Here is an 18,396-nt window from a genome sequence, read left to right as displayed (position 1 = left end):
CAGTCTTGTGAAAGATCGTTGCGCGCGCTAAAAACTCCTGCAGTCGGTCGATGCGGGAGGTCGTGGTGGGCATTGGGCGGGTGCGGTTTTCCAGACGGCAAGGATTGGTCGCAACAGCGGCAGGTATCGCCGGAGCGGGCGTGATGGCGTCCGCGACGCCTGATGCCGAGGCCACCGGCGACGTGAACTACCGGGTGCGGGGCCTGCGGGCCCCCGTGGAGTTGATCGAGGACCGCTACGGCGTCCCGCACCTCTACGCGCGCAACGAGGACGACGTCTTCCTCGCGCAGGGCTTCAACGCCGCGCGGGAGCGGCTGTTCCAGATCGACCTGTGGCGCCGCCGCGGCCTCGGGCAGCTCGCCGAGGTGCTCGGCCCCGACTACGTCGAGCAGGACCGAGCCACCCGGTTGTTCCTCTACCGGGGCGACATGGACGTCGAGTGGGCGCGCTACTCCGAGGACTCGCAGCGGATCGCGACGCAGTTCACCGCCGGGATCAACGCCTATCTGGACTGGCTCGACGAACACCCTGAACAGCTGCCCGCGGAGTTCGGCATCCTCGGCTACGCACCGGCCCGCTGGGAACCCGCGGACGTGGTGCGCATCCGCAGCCACGGCCTGACCCGCAATCTGACCAGCGAGGTCAGTCGCGCCAAGGTCGCGTGCGCGGCAGGGGTGGACGCCGACCTCGTCCGGCAGGGCCTGCAGCCAGATCGGCGGACGACCGTGCCGGAGGGATTCGACCCGTGCGCGATGCCGGATGACGTGCTCGCCGTTTTCGACCTGGCCACCCAGGAAGTCGAGTTCGCCGACGACAAGATCCGCACCAAGGCGGTCCGCGACCCGGCCACCGAGGGCAGCAACAACTGGGTGATCAGCGGGCAGCGGACCGCCACCGGGCGGCCCGTGCTGGCCAACGACCCGCACCGCGCCTACTCCGCGCCGTCGCTGCGCTACATCGCGCACCTGTCGACGCCGGGCCTGGACGTCATCGGCGCCGGTGAGCCAGCTCTGCCGGGCATCTCCATCGGGCACAACGGAACCATCGCCTTCGGGCTCACGATCTTCCCGCTGGACCAGGAAGACCTGTACGTCTACCAGCTGGACCCGGCCGACCGCACCCGCTACCGCTACCAGGACGGGTGGGAGTCGATGGCGATCCTGCGCGAGCAGGTCCACGTGCTGGGGGAGGCCGACCGCACCGTCGAGCTGGCTTTCACCAGGCACGGGCCGGTCATCCGCGTCGACGAGCAGCGGAACCTGGCGTACGCGGTGCGGACGGGATGGCTGGAACCGGGCATGTCGCCGTACTTCGGCAGCGTCGCCTACATGCGGGCCCGCAACTTCGGCGAGTTCACCGAATCCATGCGCAACTGGGGCGCGCCGACCGAGAACCAGGTCTACGCCGACGTGGCGGGCAACATCGGCTGGGTGCCCGGCGGCCTGGCACCCAAGCGGCTCGGCTACGACGGTCTGCTGCCGGTGCCCGGCGACGGCCGCTACGAGTGGGACGGCTTCTACTCCGGTGACGACCTGCCCCGCCAGTTCAACCCGGAGGAAGGTTTCATCGCCACCGCGAATCAGTTCAACCTGCCGCCGGAATATCAGGACATGGGCCTCGGCTTCGAGTGGACCAACCCGTTCCGGCACCAGCGGGCCGTCGAAGTCCTGTCGCAGCAGCGCAAGCACACCGTGGCCGACTCGGCGGCGTTGCAGAACGACCAGCTGTCCATCCCGGCCCGAAGGTTGATCGCCCTGCTGTCCAACCTGGACAGCGGCGAGTCCGACCTGCACCGCGCGCTGCGGCTGTTACGGGAGTGGGATGCCGTCGAGTCGGCCGACTCGAACGCCGCGGTGTTGTTCGAGGTGTGGCTGTCCAAGCACCTCGGGCCGGGCTTCGTGCGCGCCGCCGTCCCGAAGGCTGCGGAAATCATCGAGGACGCCGACACATTGGTGCTGCTCGGCGAGTTGGAGAAGCCGGGCAGGTGGCTGCCGGACGCGGCTGCCCGCGACCAGTTGCTGCTCGACACGCTGCGCTCGGCTTACGCCGAGGTGCAGGAGTTGTTGGGACGTGGCGAGCAGAACTGGAAGTGGGGCCAGTTGCACCACAGCTTCTTCCAACACCCGGCTTCGGGGGCGTTCAACGAGGTCGACCGGGCCCGGTTCGACGTGGGACCGCTGCCGCGCGGCGGCTCCCCGGACACCGTGAACCAGTCGTCCTACCGGACCAGCGACTTCCGGCAGACCAACGGCCCGTCGTTCCGGATGGTCCTAGACGTGGGCGACTGGGACTCCTCGGTCGCGGTCAACACGCCCGGCCAAACCGGCAACCCGGACGACCCGCACTACCGAGACCTGGCCGAATCGTGGCGCACCGGCGAGTACTTCCCGCTCGCCTACACCCGAGCCGCGGTCGAGCGCATCGCCGAACGCCGAATGCTCCTGCTGCCCGCGTAACCAAAACCCGTCGTGAGTGGTAATGGCCGCTATTGCGACCATTACCACTCACGACTCGGCGCGGGGGTGACTCCAATGACCATGAGCGCTCGTCGTCGCCAGTTGCTCGACGAAGTGGCATTCCGGGTTCCCCGCTCCGTTGGCGTGGATTGTGTCCGCGTGGCGGTCGACGGCGTCGATGGGTCGGGCAAGAGCATGTTCGCTGACGAACTGGCCGAACGACTTCGCCGCGCCAATCGGGATGTCGTCCGCGTCTCAGCCGACGACTTCCACCACGTCCGCGCGATTCGGCATCGCCGCGGGCGCGACTCGCCGGAGGGCTTCTGGCTGGACAGCTACGACTACGCCAGTTTGCGCCGCAGGGTGCTGGACCCGCTGGGCCCTGGCGGCTCACGCCGCTACCAGCCCGCAGCCCATGACCTCGCCACCGACCTGCGGGTGTCCCCACCGCATCGGCATGCCCCGCCTGGCGCGGTTCTGCTCCTGGACGGGCTTTTCTTGCACCGCGATGAGCTGGCCGATGTGTGGGACATGTCGATCTTCTTGCAGGTGCCGTTCCGCGTTTCCGTTGCGCGGATGGCAGCCCGAGACGGCGGCGTGTCCGATCCGGAGCACCCCGCTGTTGCCCGCTATGTCCAGGGCCAACGCCGCTACTTCGCCGCATGCGCGCCGTGGCGGCGAGCTGACCTCGTGATCGACAACACCGACTTGCGCGCACCGACGTTGGTCAGCGCCGTGTAGCTGGGGGACGCGCGGATGTCCACTGTGGAGGGCACAGCAGTTGCACGGTCACGGCCTGCCTTCGTGCTCCGAAGTCGGATCGTGCTGTGCCAGGGTGTTGTCGATGTCGGCGACCAACCTGGCCTTCGCTTTCGGCTCCAGGAAGCTGGCGTGCACACCGTTGCGGGCCAGGGCCGCCAGGGCGGCTCGGTCGAGCCCCCATCCGACCGGCGGTGCGGTATTCGCCGGTGAGGTCGGTGCCGAACATCGGCGGGTCGTCGGAGTTGAGGGTGACCAGCAGCCCCAGTTCGAGCATCCGGGGCAGCGGGTGTTCTTCGAGGCCCGGCACGGAGCGGGTGCACAGGTTGGAGGTCGGGGAGACGTCCACCGGGAGTTGGTGCTCGCGCAGGTAGTCGACCAGGGCGAGATCGCTCATGCTGCCGACGCCGTGGCCGATGCGGTCCGCACCGAGGGCGCGGATCGCCGACCACACGCGGTCGGGACCGCCGGTTTCACCAGCGTGCGGCAAGCTGCGCAGTCCTTCGGCTCGGGCGCGGGTGACGATGCCGCTGAAGGGCTCCCGGTCGACTTCGAGGCCGCCGACGCTGAAACCCACGACGCTGGCCGGACCGCATGCCAGCACCGCCTCCAGCGTGGCCTCTCCGGCGGCGACGCCGAAGTCGCCGGGAAAGTCCGGTACCCAGCGGATCGTGATGTCGTGTTCGGATTCCGCCTGGATGCGTCCCCGCTCCAGCCCGGCGAAGACGACCTCAGCGGGGATACCGGTGGCGACCTGGAAGCGCTCGTCGCCGTCCTCGCCCCGGATGTCGTGGCGCGCGCCAACAACGGGGCGCTGCGTCCGGGGCAGTTGCTGCGTGGTGCGGACGCGGTGGCGGGCGGGGCGACGACCTTCGCACGGGTCGGAGCGGACACTCGGCCGGTGCTCGTCAACGGAGCTGCGGGAGCGCTTGCGGTCGTGGCAGGTCAGCCGGTCTCGCTTGCGGCATTCACGATCGTGCGCGGCAAGGTGGCCGCGATCAACATCCTCGCCGACCCCGAACGCCTGCGCGGACTGGACCTGACGCCCTCGACTGAGGCTGTCCTCAGTGGACGTCGGCGGGCTCGACCAGCTCGACCAACACGCCGCCAGCGTCCTTCGGGTGCACGAAGTTGATGCGGCTGTTCGCAGTGCCGCGACGCGGTTCGTCGTAGAGCAGCCGCAGCCCCTTGGCCCGGACGGCGTCCATGGCTGCCTCGATGTCGGTGACCCGGAAGGCGAGCTGCTGCAGACCGGGACCGTTGCGGTCCAGGAACTTCGCGATGGCCGAATCGTCGCGCAGCGGCGCGAGCAGTTGGAGCTGCGTCGCGCCCGTGGCGTCACCGGGAGCACGCAACATCGCCTCGCGCACGCCCTGCTCCTCGTTGACCTCGGAGTGGGTGACTTCCAGACCGAAGACATCCCGCTGGAAAGCGATGGCCGCGTCCAGATCGGCGACCGCGATACCCACGTGATCCACGGCCGTGACCAGGCCGTTCAGTTCCGCTCGCATGGCCGCAGCCTAACCCGCGGAACGGCTTCGCAAAATGCTGGTAAAAGCGGCAAATCTCCGAAGATCGAATTGCCCCAACAGGCGGAGTCAGGTGACCTTGCTACCCACCAGCATGTGGCTGATTCACGTGGGAGGGGCAAGAATGGCCAGCAAGCAACGTGGACCGGTCCGCAACTTCGTAGCCTTGATCGCTTCGCTGGGATTCACCGCCGGACTCGGCATGCCCGACGCGCTGGCCGCAGGCGGCGACGGTGTGGTCAGCGGCGGGAGCGGCGAAAACCCGCGTGCAGACCAAATGCGTCGAGATCGGGCCTGGGTGCTGCCCGGACCGCTGGTGTTCGGAGCCGAACCGCTCGACGCGGTGCGCTCGGCGGCCAGCGATGCGGCCGGTCAAGCCGACTGCACGATCAGCGCAACCGACGCCACCCACCTGACCCTCGCCACGACCTGGCCCGAAGTAGCCGGTTCGGGGCAAGCGCCGTCGCCGATGACCCTCTCCCGCTACGACGACCAAACCTCGCTCGCAGACCCGGAACAACGCGCCGAAGGCTTGTTCTTCAACCCCGGGGTCGGCATCTGGCAACTCGACTCGGCCGGACTCGGCGCCCAGGAGACCGCCGCGACCGCCATCGACTCGGTCGGTGCTGCGCGGAAAATGGCGCCGTACATGGTCGGCAAGTACTGCGACGCGGTCAACGACGGATCGTCGGTCGCGCAAGCGCGCGGCGCCGCGTGGTCCGACTGGCACGCCTGCGATGCGGGCGCCTGCGAAGCGATCTACCAACGACTGGAATCCGAAGGCGTCACCGAGAACGCCACCGTCACCCGATACGGCGGTGCCGAGCCGCGCACCTGCACCTACGAGAGCGTCGAATACGACTGCCTCTACGTCGATCCGAGCGCCGCGCAAGGCGAGGACGCCTGGACCGCGCCCGACTTCGGCCCCGCACCGGTCCCGGCCCCGTTCTACGTGTTCACCTACGCCGAAGGCGGCACCGACTACGAGGTCCGCTACTGGCTGAAAGCCGACTCCGGAGCGGACACCGACGTGTCAGCGTCCCGCGAACTAGGCGTCAACGCCCGCACCGAACTCTTCTGGGCAGCGGAATCCACCCTCTGCGACACCACCACCGGCACCGGCAACTGCTGACCCGCAGCAAGGGAACCTTCCTGTCACCGACCGACCCGACAGCAACCGGCAGCCCACCGGGCAAGCGGGCGGAGGTCTGCGAGGAAGGGAACCTTCCTGTCACCTCACCGCGGAACGGAACCCACCGCTTGGCCTGGGTAGCGGTGGAAGGGAACCTTCCTGTCATTCGCGCCGTGGGTTATGGCGCGCGTCACAGGCGGCACTGGGTGTCATCGCGGGTATGGTCCGGTGGCGTTCGCGGGGTGATGATGGTGCTGCGACGCGTGGACGACGTGGTAGGTCGACGAACGTGGACCGGGAGGTAGTGGTGGCTAGGTCTGTGATCGTGGCGGGAGCGCGCACTCCGATGGGGCGGCTGCTCGGCTCGCTCAAGGACTTCTCCGGCGCCCAACTCGGCGGAATCGCCATCAAGGCCGCACTTCAGCGGGCCGGGGTGCGTCCGGACCAGGTCCAGTACACGATCATGGGCCAGGTGCTGACCGCAGGTGCCGGTCAGATCCCGGCCAGGCAGGCAGCCGTTGCCGCTGGCATCCCGATGGACGTGCCCGCGCTGACCATCAACAAGGTGTGCCTGTCCGGGCTGGATGCGGTGGCCTTGGCCGACCAGCTCATCCGTGCCGGTGAGTTCGACATCGTGGTGGCCGGTGGGCAGGAGTCGATGACCCAGGCCCCGCACCTGCTCACCGGGTCGCGGGAAGGGTTCAAGTACGGCGACGTGCAGATGCTCGACCACATGGCCCACGACGGCCTGTTCTGCGCGTTCGACCAGGTCGCGATGGGCGTGTCCACCGAGAAGCACAACGCGCGGCACGGCGTGACCCGCGAGGAGCAGGACGCCTTCGCCGCGCGCTCGCACCAGCGCGCCGCCGCTGCCTCGGCGAAGGGGATCTTCGCCGAGGAGATCACCCCGGTCGAGGTGCCGCAGCGCAAGGGCGACCCGTTGATCGCGGACACCGACGAAGGCATCCGCGCTGACACCACGGTCGAAGGGCTCGGCAAACTGCGCCCGGCCTTCGCCGCGGACGGCACGATCACCGCGGGTTCGTCCTCGCAGATTTCCGACGGCGCCGCAGCTGTCGTGGTGATGAGCAAGGCCAAGGCCGAGGAACTGGGCCTGACCTGGCTGGCCGAGATCGGTTCGCACGGCGTCGTCGCTGGACCCGACGCGAGCCTGCACGAACAACCGTCCAACGCGATCAAGGCCGCCTGCGCCAAGGAGCAGATCGACGTCGCGGAGCTGGACCTGGTGGAGATCAACGAGGCGTTCGCCTCAGTGGGCATCGTGTCCACCCGTGCGCTGGGCATCGACGAGGAAAAGGTCAACGTCAACGGCGGCGCGATCGCGCTCGGTCACCCGATCGGCATGTCCGGTGCGCGGCTGGCGCTGCACCTCGTGTTGGAGTTGCGGCGTCGTGGCGGCGGTGTCGGTGCGGCGGCCCTGTGCGGCGGCGGTGGCCAAGGTGATGCCTTGATCTTGCGGGTGCCCAAGGGCTGACCCCGAGGGCCCTGAGATCGACCCGGAGATCCAGCCATCACGGTGATCAACTAGATGTGCCTGACTACCCTGGTCGACATGAAGTGGCTTCCAGGGGGATGGCAGCGAGCCGACCGGGTCGAACGGGAATGGGCGACCGTGCCTGGTCGGCGCGCGAACCAACGCGACACCGCCCGCTACACCGCAGGGCGCGGCACGACGCCGGAGCGGGGGACGCGAGTGCAGCCGGGCGGCGGGCACCGTCCCACGCTGCTGGGTGCTGACGCGCAGGACGTCGACGTCAGCGCCAGCAGTTTCAAAGCACTGGTCATCGGTGGGGGTCTGAGCGGGCTGATCACCGTGCTGATCGCAGCGACGCTGGTGAACCAGGGCAGCACGGTCGGGATGTGGATCTGGCAGCTCGTCTTCGGCGTGATCTTCCTCTGGTTCATCTCGGCCTCCCGCGGCTTGTTCAGCAGCCGGGGTTTCCTGCTCGACCGCAGCGGCTTCTACGTCCGCACCCGCGGCGAGGTCTTCGGGGTCACCTGGGACGAGATCGCGGCGGTCGGCGTCGGCACGCTGCCGTGGATCCAGCACCGGCGCCCGGTCGCGCCGGAACGACGCCAGGCGCTGGAGGTCTACCCGGCGGATCCGGGGTTCGCGGCGCGGCATCCCGAGTTCGACCGCTGGCTGATCGACGAGCCACCGTCGATGCCAGGGCTGCCAGGGGAGCGGTACCGCTTCCACTTGCCGCCGTTCAGCCGACTGCCGAAGACGCTGGAAGGCGCGGTGCAGACGATCGCCCCGCACAAGTGGGTCGGGCAGTACCGCCGCCAGTCGCCGCCGCCGCAGGCATGAGCCTGACCTTGTTCCGCGGTTCGGTCGGCGGAACCTCGGAGCCCGTCCGCGAACTCGCGCTGTGTGCCGGTGCGCATGCGGCGAGAGGAGTTCGCCGTGGGACCGTCGCGCCCGCTACCAGCCGAGGCTGTCGGTCGGATCCGCCGATGTCAGCAGCGGGTCCTCGATGGCGAAGGTGCGCGCTACGCCACTCCCGGTGGTGGCAGTTTCGAACCGGACGGTGACCCGACCGTGCCCGGCCCCCTGCACCCAGCCATGACCGAACTCCGCATGCCGCACGTCGTCGCCTGCGCGCCAGCTCCGGACCGGCGGCATCGGGCTCGGTTCGTCGAGCCGCGGTTCGGCAGCTGTCGGGGCTTCGTCCTGATCGACTGGGTTGTCGAACAGCGGTTCTTGCTCGGAGGTGGCCAGCCCGGAATAGGAAACCCCGACCAGCCGCACCGGGGTGCCGGGTGGAACCGCGATGGGCAGCAGTCGCCGCGCTGCGGCGGACAGCGAACCCAGATCGCTGGTCGCCGAGGTGAACGTTTCCGCGCGGCTGATCGTGGTGAAGTCGGAATCCCGGACCTTGACGGTCACGGTCCGCGCAGCACGACCCGACGACACGAGCCGACGATGCGCCGACTCCGCCATGCCGACCACCTCGGACAACAGCTGCACGTGGTCGGTGATGTCAACGTCGAACGTCGTCTCGGCACTGACCTGCTTCGCCTCGGCGCGCTCGGCCACTGGATGCTCATCGATGCCGTGCGCGAGGCGGTGCAGTTCCGTTCCATGCGCCTGGCCCAGCAGTGACGTCGCGTCGTTGAGGTGCAAGGCGGCGAGCTCACCGATCGTGTAGACGCCGATGCGGTGCAGCTTCGCCTCCGTCACCGGGCCCACACCCCACATCTTGCGCACCGGTAGCCCGGACAGCAGTTCCAACTGCCTTTCCGGTGGCACCACGAGCATGCCGTCCGGCTTGGCCAAGTCGGACGCGATCTTGGCCAGCTGCTTGCCCGAACCCGCGCCGATCGACGCGGTCACCCCGACCTCGCGGAGCACCCGGGCGCGCAGCTGGGTGGCGAAGTGTTCCACCTGGGCCGTCGTCGCATCGGCGAGTTCGGTCGGTTCCAGGAACGCCTCGTCGACCGAAACCTGTTCGACGACGTCCGAAACCTCCCGAACGATGCCCAGCACCCGCTTGCTCACGACCTGGTACACGCGGAACCGCGGCGGCAGCACGACCGCGACCGGGCAGCGTCGACGTGCCTCGGCCATCGGCATCGCCGACCGCGCCCCGAACTCCCGAGCTTCGTAGCTGGCGCCTGCGACGGTGCCGCGCGGACCGAGCCCGCCGACGAGCACCGGTCGACCCCGCACGGTGGGCCGGGTCAGCTGCTCCACGGATGCGAAGAACGCATCCATGTCCATGTGCAGCACCCACCTCCGCATACCTGCCATTCAACGGGATGACACCGACACCAACCGCCACCCGACGCGCTGATGAGAGCAAGGGAACCTTCCTGTCACCCACCAGCCGAAGACGCCCGCGCGCCGTGACGTGAGCAAGGGAACCTTACTGTCACTCGTGCGCTCCGACTGGGAGGAAGGGAACCTTCCTGTCACCAAAACCCCGGCAAGGGAACCGTCCGGATGGCACCAGCCGAGTCCACTGACGCGGCCAGGTAGGAGGAAGGGAACCTTCCTGTCATGCCGCTGGAGGGAAGGTGCGGGTCAGCGCAGCCGTGCCCAGGCGTAGGTGGTCATCGCGTCGCGCAGGTAGGCGGCCATGCCCTTGGGCTTCTTGCGTTCGATGCGCCTGCGGAACTTCGGCTGGTTCACATACATCTCGGCGAGCCGCAGGTAGGACGCTCGATCCGGGGTCCAGAAGTGGCAGATCCAGCGGAAGTGCTCGTGGATCACCTGCTGGGTTCGGGGGTCGTTGCCGGGGACACCGGTCGCGAACAGCTCGGCGATGCTGGAACTGATCCGGTTCCAGTCCTGGCCGATCTTGTGCGCGATGGCCTGTCGCTGCTCGGGGGTGAGGGCGCCGTTGGATCCCGCGGGAGTGAGGTTTCCGATCAGCGCGGTGCCATCCTCGACGGCTTCGGCCTGGTCGAGACCAGGATTTCCAAACACCTTGTCCGGCTGCACGGCGTCCCTTCCTCCACTCACGCGCGCGGGCATGGCGCATGCCGAATGAGCACGCGCAGTGATCACTTGTCCATGAGTTCAGCGACAGTGTTCATCTGCCCGTGGCACATTAACGGAGCGAAGTAGACGCTGTGGGTGATTGTGGAGATCCGCTATCACCCTGTGATGACTTGTCGTCGATCTGTTGGGCGACGCCGACGATCAATCCTGCGGCGGACCAGCGGAGTCGTCGCGCTCGTCGGTCGCGGCCTGCTCGGGTGGGGCGAGGAACACCACACCCCGCTCCAGGTCCAGCGGCCCACCCGGATCGTGCTCACGCGAGATGCCGCCCTGATCACCCTCGTGCTTGAGCTTCCGGCCGGGAAGGAGTTCGCCATAGCTGGCCATACCTCCACGGTAACCGCAGTCCGGCTCATTCGGAGCGGTCCTGGTGACAGAAAGGTTCCCTTGCTCGCGCGACGTGGCCGGGAAATGACAGGAAGGTTCCCATGCTCTGGTGGGCGGCTCGGGATCCGGAAAGGACCGGGCGAAGACGCGAACCCGCCACGGCGCAGCAGGGCGCCGTGGCGGGTCAGGGCTCAGCAGTGCGACTTGTAGAAGTACTGGGCCTGCTGGTCCATGTTGTCGCGGGTGATGGCGATCATTTCGGTCTTGGTCTCCCGCTCGACCGGCTGGCCCTTGATCGACGCGATAGCGCGCTTCACGCCTTCCTGCCCGATCTTGCCGGGGTTCTGCGCGATCAACGCCTGAACGCGACCGTTGCGCAGGTCGTCGACCTGCTTGGGGCTGGCGTCGAAGCCGACCAGTTGCACCTGACCGGAGCGACCGGCGTTGGACAGCGCGGTCGCGGCACCCTCACCGGTGTTGAGGTTGGTGCCGAACACGCCGACCAGATCCGGGTTCGCGGCCAGCGTCGACGACACGATCTGGGCTGCGGTGGCCGGTTCGTTCTCGGTGTACTGGGTGGGCAGCAGCTTCAAGTTCGGGTGCTTGGCGATTTCCTCTTCGAAGCCCTTGGCCCGCTCGTCGGTGGTCGACGTGCCCGCCTTGGTGTTCAGCGCCAGCACCGAGCCCGTCCGGCCACCGACCAGTTGCACCAGGGTCTGCGCGGCGAGCTGGCCGCCCGCGTAGTTGTCGGAGGACAGCGAGGTGACCGCGATGGAGCGGTCCTCCAGCGCGGTGTCGACCTCGACGACCTTGATGCCGTTGTTCTTGGCCTGCTGCAACGGTGCGGCCAGTGCCTTGTCGTCGGTCGGGGCGATGATCAACGCACCCGGTTTGGTGCTGACGATGCCGCCCAGGATCTGCGACTGCTCGGCCTGCTCGAACTTCTCCGGCGCCTGCGCGTTGAGTTGGTAGCCCTGCGCGGCGGCTTCCTGCTGTGCCGCGCACTCCATCGACACGTAGAACGGTTCGCCGCGCATCCCGGTGATCAGGGCGAGGTTCTTGTTGTTGGGGTCGGTCTGCCCGCCGCCGGTGTCACCGATCTGCCCCGATCCGCAGCCCGCCAGCAGCAGCGCCGCGCCCAGGGCGAGCACGGTCTTGTGCATTCTCATCAATTACCTCCACACGCCGTTGTGCCTGAGCCGACGATCAGCGGTTGTTGCGTGCCCGCCGTCGGCGTTGGTCCATCCACACCGCGGCGACCAGGACTGCGCCGACCGCGATCGGTTGCCAGAAGGGGCGCACCCCGGCCATCACGAACCCGGCATCCAGCACTGCCGGGATGAAAATGCCGATGACGCTGCCGAGCACCGAACCGATGCCACCGAACAGGCTGGTCCCGCCCAGCACCACGGCCGCGATGGCATTGAGGTTGTCGTTGCTGTGCCCGCTGATCGTGGTGGTGCCGAAGTAGGCCAGCGACATGAACCCGGCCAGCCCCGCCAGCACACCGGTCAGGGTGTAGACGGCAACCAGGTGGCGGGTGACCCTGATGCCGCTGCGGCGGGCGGCTTCCGCGTTCGAACCGATCGCGTAGGTGTAGCGGCCGAAGGCGGTGGTGTGCAGCAGCCAGATGGCCAACAGCGTGACCACCGCCGCGAGGATCACCAGGTTCGGCACCACTACGAACGATGTTCCGGTGCCCAGGGTTTGCCGCAGTGCGCTGGGTACTGTGCGCACGTCAACGCCATTGGTGAGCAGCTGGGCGGCACCGAGTGCCGCCCCGAACGAGCCGAGCGTGACGATCAGCGCGGGGACTCGCGCGACTGCCACGAGCAATCCGTTCAGCACTCCCCAGACGGCACCGCCGATGAGCGCCACCACCAAGCCGATCGCGATCACGCCCCAACCGGCGTTCGTGGCGTCACCGCCGCTGAGCCATTCCATGGTCATCGCGGACACGACTCCGGCGAACACCAGGACCGAGCCCACCGACAGGTCGATTCCCGAGGTGATGATCACGAAGGTCATGCCGACCGCGAGCATCAGCAGCGGGGCCGCCTGCACCAACAGGTTCTGGATGTTGAACAGGGTGGGGAACGCGTCTGGGCGCAGCACGCTGAACAGTACGCACAAGCCGACGAGAACCAGGCCCGTCCAAAGCGTGTTGGAGCTGGTCAGCCGCGCGCCGAGGCCCTTGTTCGGCGCGTCGCCCTTTTTCTCCACAGTGGACTTCGGGGTTTCCTGCTGGGTGGACATCAGCTCGCGTCCTCCTGCGACAGTGCGCCAGTCATGGCGCCGACGAGGTCTTCCAGGGTCGCCTCGGCGGCGGTGAACCGCGCCACCCGGCTGCCGAGGCGCAGCACCTCGACCCGGTCGGCTACCGACAGCACCTCCGGCATGTTGTGGCTGATCAGCACTATCGCGATGCCGGTGTCGCGAACTCGGCGGATCACTTCCAGCACGCGTTCGCGCTGCACGACGCCCAATGCGGCGGTGGGTTCGTCCATGAACACGAGCTTGTTGGCCCATGCCACCGAACGCGCGACCGCGACGCTCTGCCGCTGCCCGCCGGACAGCGAGCCGATCGGCACCGACAGGTCCGGCAGCGACACCCCGAACTTGGCGAACTGCTCAGCAGCTTCGGTGCGCATTTTCGCCTTGTCCAGCATGCCGAGTCGGCCGAGCACGCCGGGACGTCGGATCTCCCGGCCAAGGAACAGATTCGCGGCCGGATCGAGGTCCGGCGCCACGGCGAGGTCCTGGTATGCGGTTTCGATGCCGTGGGCGCGCGCCGCCGCTGGTGAGTCGAGCATCACCGGTTCGCCGGAAACCAAGATCTGCCCCGAATCCGGCTGTTCCACTCCCGAAAGGCATTTGACCAGCGTTGACTTGCCCGCACCGTTGTCGCCGATGAGAGCGACGACCTCGCCTGCCTGGACGGTGAACGACGCGCCCCGCAGAGCCTCCACGCTCCCGTATCGTTTCACCAGGTCACGGGCTTCCAGCAATGGTTCGGTCATCTCCGGCTCCCAGCGGACGGCGGGCGGCAGTGCACCACGGTGAGATCGCCTTCGAGTTGCGCGGCCCCGGCGGAGTGCGGGACGACAGCGGTACTGCCGCGCCGCAGCGGCAGATCGGCCCCGTGGTCGGAGCGCAGTTTTCCGTTCCCGTCCAACACGACGAGAACCCCGAAGGACGGTTCGAGCTCGACAGCCCCGTGCAGGCGGTCGGCGCGGAAGAACGGTGCTGCATCGTCGGCGAGCAGCGGAACACGAGGGGCTGTCCGGTCTGCGGTGTGCTTGACCAGCGAAGTCAGCACCGCGTCGTCGAAGCCGGTGCGGTTGACGGTTTCGAGCGCGGTCTGCCGGTCCAAGCCGAGGAACGCGCTCTCCGCATCGGAGAGGAATCCCTGCCACTCCAACGTGATCGAGAAGTCCGTCGGCTGCTGCAATTCGACGATGAACACACCCGCACCGATCGCGTGCGGCGTGCCCGCCGGAACGTGCACGGTGTCACCGGGGCGCACCGGAATCTCGTTGAGCGACCGGAGCATCGCCGAGGAATCCTGGGTGGCCACCCACTCGGCAACCGTCTCCGGTGCGACATCGTCGCGGAAACCCAGGTACACCACCGGATTCGAGCCGGTCGTGCCGACCACGATCCACGCTTCGGTCTTGCCGAATCGGGAACCCAGGTGCTGCTGGGCGAAACCGTCCGACGGGTGGCAGTGCACCGGCAGCCGCTGTCCGGCGTCCAACAGCTTGACCAGCAACGCAGTGCTGTCGCCGAAGGCGGCCACGTGTTCGGCTCCCAGCCACCGTTCGGGCTCGGCCACCACCGCGTCGCGCAGCCAACGGCCGTCCGGCAGGCGGGACAGCCCCGACTCGGCCCGACCGAACTGCGTCGTGGTGGACGCGACCCAGTCCTCCGGGCCGAACTCCCGGTCGTCGTCGGCCCCGCGCAGCGCGGCGATCGACGCGCCACCCCGGTAGAACTGGCGGGGCTGGTTGGCGGGCAAGACGATCGCGGACACCGCGCTGGATTGCTCATCGTGGACAGAACTCAACGTGTTACCTCTCCGGAACCTCGGGCCAACAGCCGAGTGGGCACGACCGAACGGCGTGGCGGTGTTTTGTCGCCGTCCAGCCGCGCGAACAGCAACTCGGCCGCCGATCGTCCCAGCGCCCACGTGTCGTGGGTGACCACGCTGATCGGCGGGTCGAGGAGATCGGCGAGTTCGAAGTCGTCGAAGCCGACGAGCGCGGGGCGCCGCGGCTGACCGGCCAGCGCGCGCAAGGCGTGGATGGTGATCCGGTTGTTGCCCGTCACCAGTGCGGTCGCGCGTCGCAGCGAGGTGCGCAGCGCGTGCGCCACCGACTCGTCGGTGTGCGGGCCCATCAGAACGAGGCCGGGGTCGAAGGGCACGTCGGCTTGCGCACAACCCTCTCGAAAGCCCCGCAGCCGCTCGGCGGCCGTGTGGATCTCCGGGGCGTCACCCAGGAACGCGATCTCCCGGTGCCCGTACTCGGCCAGGTGCCGCGCGGCCAGCGCGGTGCCACCGGCGTTGTCGATCAACACGGTGTCCGCGTCGAGGTTGCCCGGCGGCCGGTCCACGAACACCACGGGTGTCCCGGCGTTGATCTCATGCGCGATGTAACCGTGCTGGTGACCAGCGGGAACGACGAGCAACCCGTCAACCCGGCGGGCGCAGAACTCCAGGACCAGCTCGCGTTCCCGCGCCGGATCCTCGTCGGAGGAACCGGTCAGCACCTGTTTGCCCTGGATCCGCGCGACTTCCTCGACCGCGCGGGTCAACACCGAGTAGAACGGGTTCGCCAAGTCCTCCAGGACCAGACCCAGCGTGCCGGTCCCGGTGCCCCGCCGGAGGTTGCGGGCACTGAGGTTGCGGCGGAACCCCAACTGGTCGATCGCGGCCAGCACCCGCTCCGCCGTCGCGGGATGAACGCCGCTCTCGGCGTTGACGACCCGCGAAACGGTCTTGATGCTCACGCCCGCGAGCCGCGCCACGTCGTTCATCGTGGCGCGGCGAACGTTTCCTGACTCAGACAACGTTGTCATGGCGACCGGCATTGGATCGCAGGCCAGGGCGGTTTGTCAATGGCATCGACCCAGCCACGAGCGCACCCGGTCCCCGGACAACCTCGAGTCGGCCCAACCACCCGAGCCGACCAAGAACCCGAACCCCACCCCAAACCACGCCCGGCCGGTGACAGGAAGGTTCCCTTCCTCGCGTCCACGGCAACGGAGCGTTGGGCCTGCGGTCTGGTGCGTTCGGTGGGTAGCCGGTGACAGGAAGGTTCCCTTGCTGCGGGTTTTGCCGGGGTTGCTGTGGCAGGAAGGTTCCCTTGCACCGGTCCGGTGGCTGATGAGTGACAGGAAGGTTCCCTTGCTCTCAGCGGAGGTGGTTGTTGGTGACGGCGTTGTCGATCACGGCGGTTGGTCAAGTCCTCGGACGGCGGCATTCCGCACGGCTGAACGGCACCGCCGCAATGTCGAAATCGGACAGGAACTGCGATCCGCATTGACCTGGATGTCACCGGGCGGCGACGGTAGCTGGCTTGACAAGGTTGTCTAACCGAGGAGGCGGCGATGCCCCGAGGCGTGCCCAGAAGAACCGCGCTGCGTCTGCTGGGTGGTGCGACAGTCGCAGGCGGACTCCTGGCGATGTCGTCGCCGGTGGCGTCGGCTCGTCGGGACTGGAAACCGGTCGCTGACGCGGTCCGGCGCGAGTACCTGTGGGCATGGCAGCACTACGCCGAGCGTGCTTTGGGCGCCGATCACATCAAGCCGATCTCCGGGGGTCGGGAGGACTTCTTCGTCGAAGGCCACTCCGTCGGGCTGAGCCTGGTGGAAGCGGTCGACACGCTGTGGCTGATGGAAGCCGACGCAGAAGTCCAGCAGGCCGTGCAGTGGATCAAGGACAACCTGAGCTTCGACGTCGACGCGCCCTTCCAGGTGTTCGAGACCAACATCCGCATGGTCGGCGGGCTCGCCTCGGCATACCACTGCACCGGTGATCAACGGTTGCTGGAGTTAGCCGTCGATGTTGCCGATCGACTGCTTCCGGCCTTCACCAAGTCCCCGACCGGCTTGCCCTATCGCTACGTGAACCTGGCAACCGGCGCGGTCAGCAACCCGGAGACGAACATCGTCGAGATCGGCACCTATGTCGCCGAATTCGGGATGCTGTCGGAGTGGACCGGCGACCGCCGCTACTTCGACCTCGCCAAACAGGCCATGCGAGTCGCCTACGACAAGCGCACCGACCTCGGGCTGTTGCCGCACGACATCCATGCGGAGACCGGCGAATGGCGCAACCGCCAGGCAACCGTCGGTCCGCCGGGAGACTCCTACTACGAGTACCTGTGGGACGGGTACGTGCTGTTCGGCGACGAGGAACTCCGGCAGTGGTACGACACGCTGACCGAAGCGATCCTGGCCCACCAGACCGAACGCCAGCAGAACCTGATGTGGTTCCCCCAAGTTGACGCTTTCACCGGCGAAGTCCTCAGCCGCGAGCAGAGCGTGCTCGCCTCGTTCTACGCCGGGCTGCTCGGCGAGTCCGGTCGAGTCGCCGAGGGCCGTGCCTACCACGATGCGTTCAACACCGTCCAGGACGAGTTCGGCGTCATTCCGACCTCAGTGGACTATTCGACGATGGCGGCCACCGACCCGAGCAACGCGCTGCGACCCGAGTTCGCGGATTCCGCGCTCATGCTGTGGTTGGCCACCGGCGACGAGATCTTCCGCGAGCGCGCGAACCGCCACTTCGAGAACATGCTGAGGACGTCCAAGACGACGTACGGGTTCGCCAGCCTCGCCGACGTGACGGCGAACCCACCGTCGCAAGAGGACACCTGTCCGGGCTACTGGTGGTCGGAGCAGATGAAGTACTACTGGCTGCTGTTCTCCGACACCCCGCGATTCGACTACCAGAATAACTACCTCACGACCGAAGCGAACCTGCTGCACGGCGCCCGCCGCTGACGGCGCGGTGACAGGAAGGTTCCCTTCCTTGCGCTTCGCGCCGGTTCTTGCCGAGCGAGGTGGCAGCAAGGTTCCCTTCCTCTCATCGGCCCCGGCGCTTTGCCTTGGCCTTCTCCCGAGCTATGCGGCGTTGGCGTTGGGCTTGTTCGGCTAGTCGGCGTTTGCGGGCAGCCTTGTTCTCGACGGCACGTTCCACCATCGATTCCTTCAGCGCCCGCTGGGCGGCCGTGCCCACCCCGGCTTCTTGCTGGAACTTGCTGGCACGTTTCGCCAAGCGACGATTGCTCGCCTCGGGTCGGTCACTCGCGGGCACAGCCGGTGCGTTTCGCGCCCGCTGAGCCAAGGTCGCGAAACCAGGCCCGGCAGCGAACTCCGCCAGCTCGGCGTTGGTGGGCTCCGCACCGAAGACATGTCTGGCCGCGCAGACGTGCCCGTCCTCGTGGATCTCGTAGATCCCGACCCAGAACTGCCCGTCGTGGAAAAGGGTGAACACCCCGCTCATGGAAACCTACCTCCAGGCATGACGAATCAGCCTGGCTGCACTGGTTTCCCTGCCTGTCCAGGGACAACGAGCCGAGATGGGCTAGCACCACCACCGGCCGCCCGGGCTACCTACCGGGCCGCGAGGTTCGTTCAGCCAAGTCACAGTTGACCGCG

General features: G+C 67.8%; 17 protein-coding genes. 6 read left to right on the top strand and 11 right to left on the bottom strand.

From position 1 onward, the window contains the following. Window positions 1-50 precede the first annotated feature (50 nt). Both MOQ72_RS32050 and MOQ72_RS32045 read left to right on the top strand, forming a co-directional pair. Window positions 51-2,456, top strand: coding sequence for a penicillin acylase family protein (locus tag MOQ72_RS32050; protein WP_242189493.1), 2,406 nt, complete (start codon window positions 51-53; stop codon window positions 2,454-2,456). Between the two features lie 75 nt (window positions 2,457-2,531). Then, entirely contained in the window at window positions 2,532-3,197 is a 666-nt protein-coding gene (locus tag MOQ72_RS32045) for a nucleoside/nucleotide kinase family protein (protein WP_242189492.1), read from the top strand. On the opposite strand, the gene MOQ72_RS32040 is transcribed toward MOQ72_RS32045, so the two are convergent. Further along, complete coding sequence (locus tag MOQ72_RS32040) at window positions 3,184-3,915, bottom strand: adenosine deaminase family protein (protein ID WP_242189518.1); 732 nt, start codon at window positions 3,913-3,915, stop codon at window positions 3,184-3,186. The genes MOQ72_RS32045 and MOQ72_RS32040 overlap by 14 nt on opposite strands. 364 nt (window positions 3,916-4,279) lie before the next feature. Then, on the bottom strand, window positions 4,280-4,726 hold the full coding sequence (gene mce, locus MOQ72_RS32035; RefSeq protein ID WP_242189491.1) for a methylmalonyl-CoA epimerase: 447 nt from the start codon (window positions 4,724-4,726) through the stop codon (window positions 4,280-4,282). Between the two features lie 142 nt (window positions 4,727-4,868). On the opposite strand from mce, the gene MOQ72_RS32030 reads away from it, so the two are divergent. From MOQ72_RS32030 to MOQ72_RS32020, 3 genes are all read left to right on the top strand, one after another. After that, the gene (locus tag MOQ72_RS32030) at window positions 4,869-5,876 is read left to right on the top strand and encodes a hypothetical protein (RefSeq protein ID WP_242189490.1); all 1,008 of its coding nucleotides are present in this window, start codon (window positions 4,869-4,871) and stop codon (window positions 5,874-5,876) included. 307 nt (window positions 5,877-6,183) lie between these two features. Beyond that, window positions 6,184-7,371: an acetyl-CoA C-acetyltransferase gene (locus tag MOQ72_RS32025; protein WP_242189489.1), complete on the top strand. Its 1,188-nt coding sequence runs from the start codon at window positions 6,184-6,186 to the stop codon at window positions 7,369-7,371. A gap of 78 nt (window positions 7,372-7,449) precedes the next feature. After that, window positions 7,450-8,208, top strand: coding sequence for a hypothetical protein (locus MOQ72_RS32020; RefSeq protein WP_242189488.1), 759 nt, complete (start codon window positions 7,450-7,452; stop codon window positions 8,206-8,208). Between the two features lie 114 nt (window positions 8,209-8,322). On the opposite strand, the gene MOQ72_RS32015 is transcribed toward MOQ72_RS32020, so the two are convergent. From MOQ72_RS32015 to MOQ72_RS31980, 8 genes are all read right to left on the bottom strand, one after another. Continuing rightward, the gene (locus MOQ72_RS32015; RefSeq protein ID WP_242189487.1) at window positions 8,323-9,642 is read right to left on the bottom strand and encodes a DNA polymerase IV; all 1,320 of its coding nucleotides are present in this window, start codon (window positions 9,640-9,642) and stop codon (window positions 8,323-8,325) included. A gap of 282 nt (window positions 9,643-9,924) precedes the next feature. Further along, the gene (locus MOQ72_RS32010) at window positions 9,925-10,365 is read right to left on the bottom strand and encodes a TipAS antibiotic-recognition domain-containing protein (protein ID WP_242189486.1); all 441 of its coding nucleotides are present in this window, start codon (window positions 10,363-10,365) and stop codon (window positions 9,925-9,927) included. Between the two features lie 180 nt (window positions 10,366-10,545). Continuing rightward, window positions 10,546-10,731 carry a hypothetical protein gene (locus MOQ72_RS32005; RefSeq protein ID WP_242189485.1) on the bottom strand — a complete coding sequence of 62 codons (186 nt, stop codon included), beginning with the start codon at window positions 10,729-10,731 and terminating at the stop codon, window positions 10,546-10,548. Between the two features lie 191 nt (window positions 10,732-10,922). Next, complete coding sequence (locus MOQ72_RS32000) at window positions 10,923-11,900, bottom strand: ABC transporter substrate-binding protein (RefSeq protein WP_372495594.1); 978 nt, start codon at window positions 11,898-11,900, stop codon at window positions 10,923-10,925. 37 nt (window positions 11,901-11,937) lie between these two features. Continuing rightward, complete coding sequence (locus tag MOQ72_RS31995) at window positions 11,938-12,987, bottom strand: ABC transporter permease (protein WP_242189484.1); 1,050 nt, start codon at window positions 12,985-12,987, stop codon at window positions 11,938-11,940. After that, a complete protein-coding gene (locus tag MOQ72_RS31990) occupies window positions 12,987-13,751 on the bottom strand; it encodes an ATP-binding cassette domain-containing protein (protein WP_242189483.1) in 765 nt (254 codons plus the stop codon). The genes MOQ72_RS31995 and MOQ72_RS31990 overlap by 1 nt, the downstream gene beginning before the upstream one ends. Beyond that, window positions 13,748-14,797 carry a class I mannose-6-phosphate isomerase gene (locus MOQ72_RS31985; RefSeq protein ID WP_242189482.1) on the bottom strand — a complete coding sequence of 350 codons (1,050 nt, stop codon included), beginning with the start codon at window positions 14,795-14,797 and terminating at the stop codon, window positions 13,748-13,750. Before MOQ72_RS31985 ends, MOQ72_RS31990 begins: the two co-directional genes overlap by 4 nt. Continuing rightward, window positions 14,794-15,768 (bottom strand): LacI family DNA-binding transcriptional regulator, encoded by a 975-nt coding sequence (locus MOQ72_RS31980; RefSeq protein ID WP_242189516.1) that lies wholly within the window; start codon window positions 15,766-15,768, stop codon window positions 14,794-14,796. The genes MOQ72_RS31985 and MOQ72_RS31980 overlap by 4 nt, the downstream gene beginning before the upstream one ends. Before the next feature lie 573 nt (window positions 15,769-16,341). On the opposite strand from MOQ72_RS31980, the gene MOQ72_RS31975 reads away from it, so the two are divergent. Next, a complete protein-coding gene (locus MOQ72_RS31975; RefSeq protein ID WP_242189481.1) occupies window positions 16,342-17,739 on the top strand; it encodes a glycoside hydrolase family 47 protein in 1,398 nt (465 codons plus the stop codon). Window positions 17,740-17,821: 82 nt separating this feature from the next. On the opposite strand, the gene MOQ72_RS31970 is transcribed toward MOQ72_RS31975, so the two are convergent. After that, window positions 17,822-18,241, bottom strand: a complete 420-nt coding sequence (locus MOQ72_RS31970) for a YjdF family protein (protein ID WP_242189480.1) — start codon at window positions 18,239-18,241, stop codon at window positions 17,822-17,824. Window positions 18,242-18,396: the final 155 nt, after the last annotated feature.

Source organism: Saccharopolyspora soli (assembly GCF_022678645.1).
Taxonomy (GTDB): Bacteria; Actinomycetota; Actinomycetes; order Mycobacteriales; family Pseudonocardiaceae; genus Saccharopolyspora; species Saccharopolyspora soli.
Note: the sequence above shows the minus strand (reverse complement) of the source record. Positions and strands in the feature narration are given on the sequence as shown.

Bases quoted from the DNA above. Each gene is read 5' to 3' on its own strand.
- MOQ72_RS32050 (WP_242189493.1), top strand. From the start codon at position 51: ATGCGGGAGGTCGTGGTGGGCATTGGGCGGGTGCGGTTTTCCAGACGG.
- MOQ72_RS32045 (WP_242189492.1), top strand. From the start codon at position 2,532: ATGACCATGAGCGCTCGTCGTCGCCAGTTGCTCGACGAAGTGGCATTC.
- mce (WP_242189491.1), bottom strand. From the start codon at position 4,726: ATGCGAGCGGAACTGAACGGCCTGGTCACGGCCGTGGATCACGTGGGT.
- MOQ72_RS32030 (WP_242189490.1), top strand. From the start codon at position 4,869: ATGGCCAGCAAGCAACGTGGACCGGTCCGCAACTTCGTAGCCTTGATC.
- MOQ72_RS32020 (WP_242189488.1), top strand. From the start codon at position 7,450: ATGAAGTGGCTTCCAGGGGGATGGCAGCGAGCCGACCGGGTCGAACGG.
- MOQ72_RS32015 (WP_242189487.1), bottom strand. From the start codon at position 9,642: ATGCGGAGGTGGGTGCTGCACATGGACATGGATGCGTTCTTCGCATCC.
- MOQ72_RS32005 (WP_242189485.1), bottom strand. From the start codon at position 10,731: ATGGCCAGCTATGGCGAACTCCTTCCCGGCCGGAAGCTCAAGCACGAG.
- MOQ72_RS32000 (WP_372495594.1), bottom strand. From the start codon at position 11,900: ATGAGAATGCACAAGACCGTGCTCGCCCTGGGCGCGGCGCTGCTGCTG.
- MOQ72_RS31995 (WP_242189484.1), bottom strand. From the start codon at position 12,987: ATGTCCACCCAGCAGGAAACCCCGAAGTCCACTGTGGAGAAAAAGGGC.
- MOQ72_RS31990 (WP_242189483.1), bottom strand. From the start codon at position 13,751: ATGACCGAACCATTGCTGGAAGCCCGTGACCTGGTGAAACGATACGGG.
- MOQ72_RS31980 (WP_242189516.1), bottom strand. From the start codon at position 15,768: ATGAACGACGTGGCGCGGCTCGCGGGCGTGAGCATCAAGACCGTTTCG.
- MOQ72_RS31975 (WP_242189481.1), top strand. From the start codon at position 16,342: ATGCCCCGAGGCGTGCCCAGAAGAACCGCGCTGCGTCTGCTGGGTGGT.
- MOQ72_RS31970 (WP_242189480.1), bottom strand. From the start codon at position 18,241: ATGAGCGGGGTGTTCACCCTTTTCCACGACGGGCAGTTCTGGGTCGGG.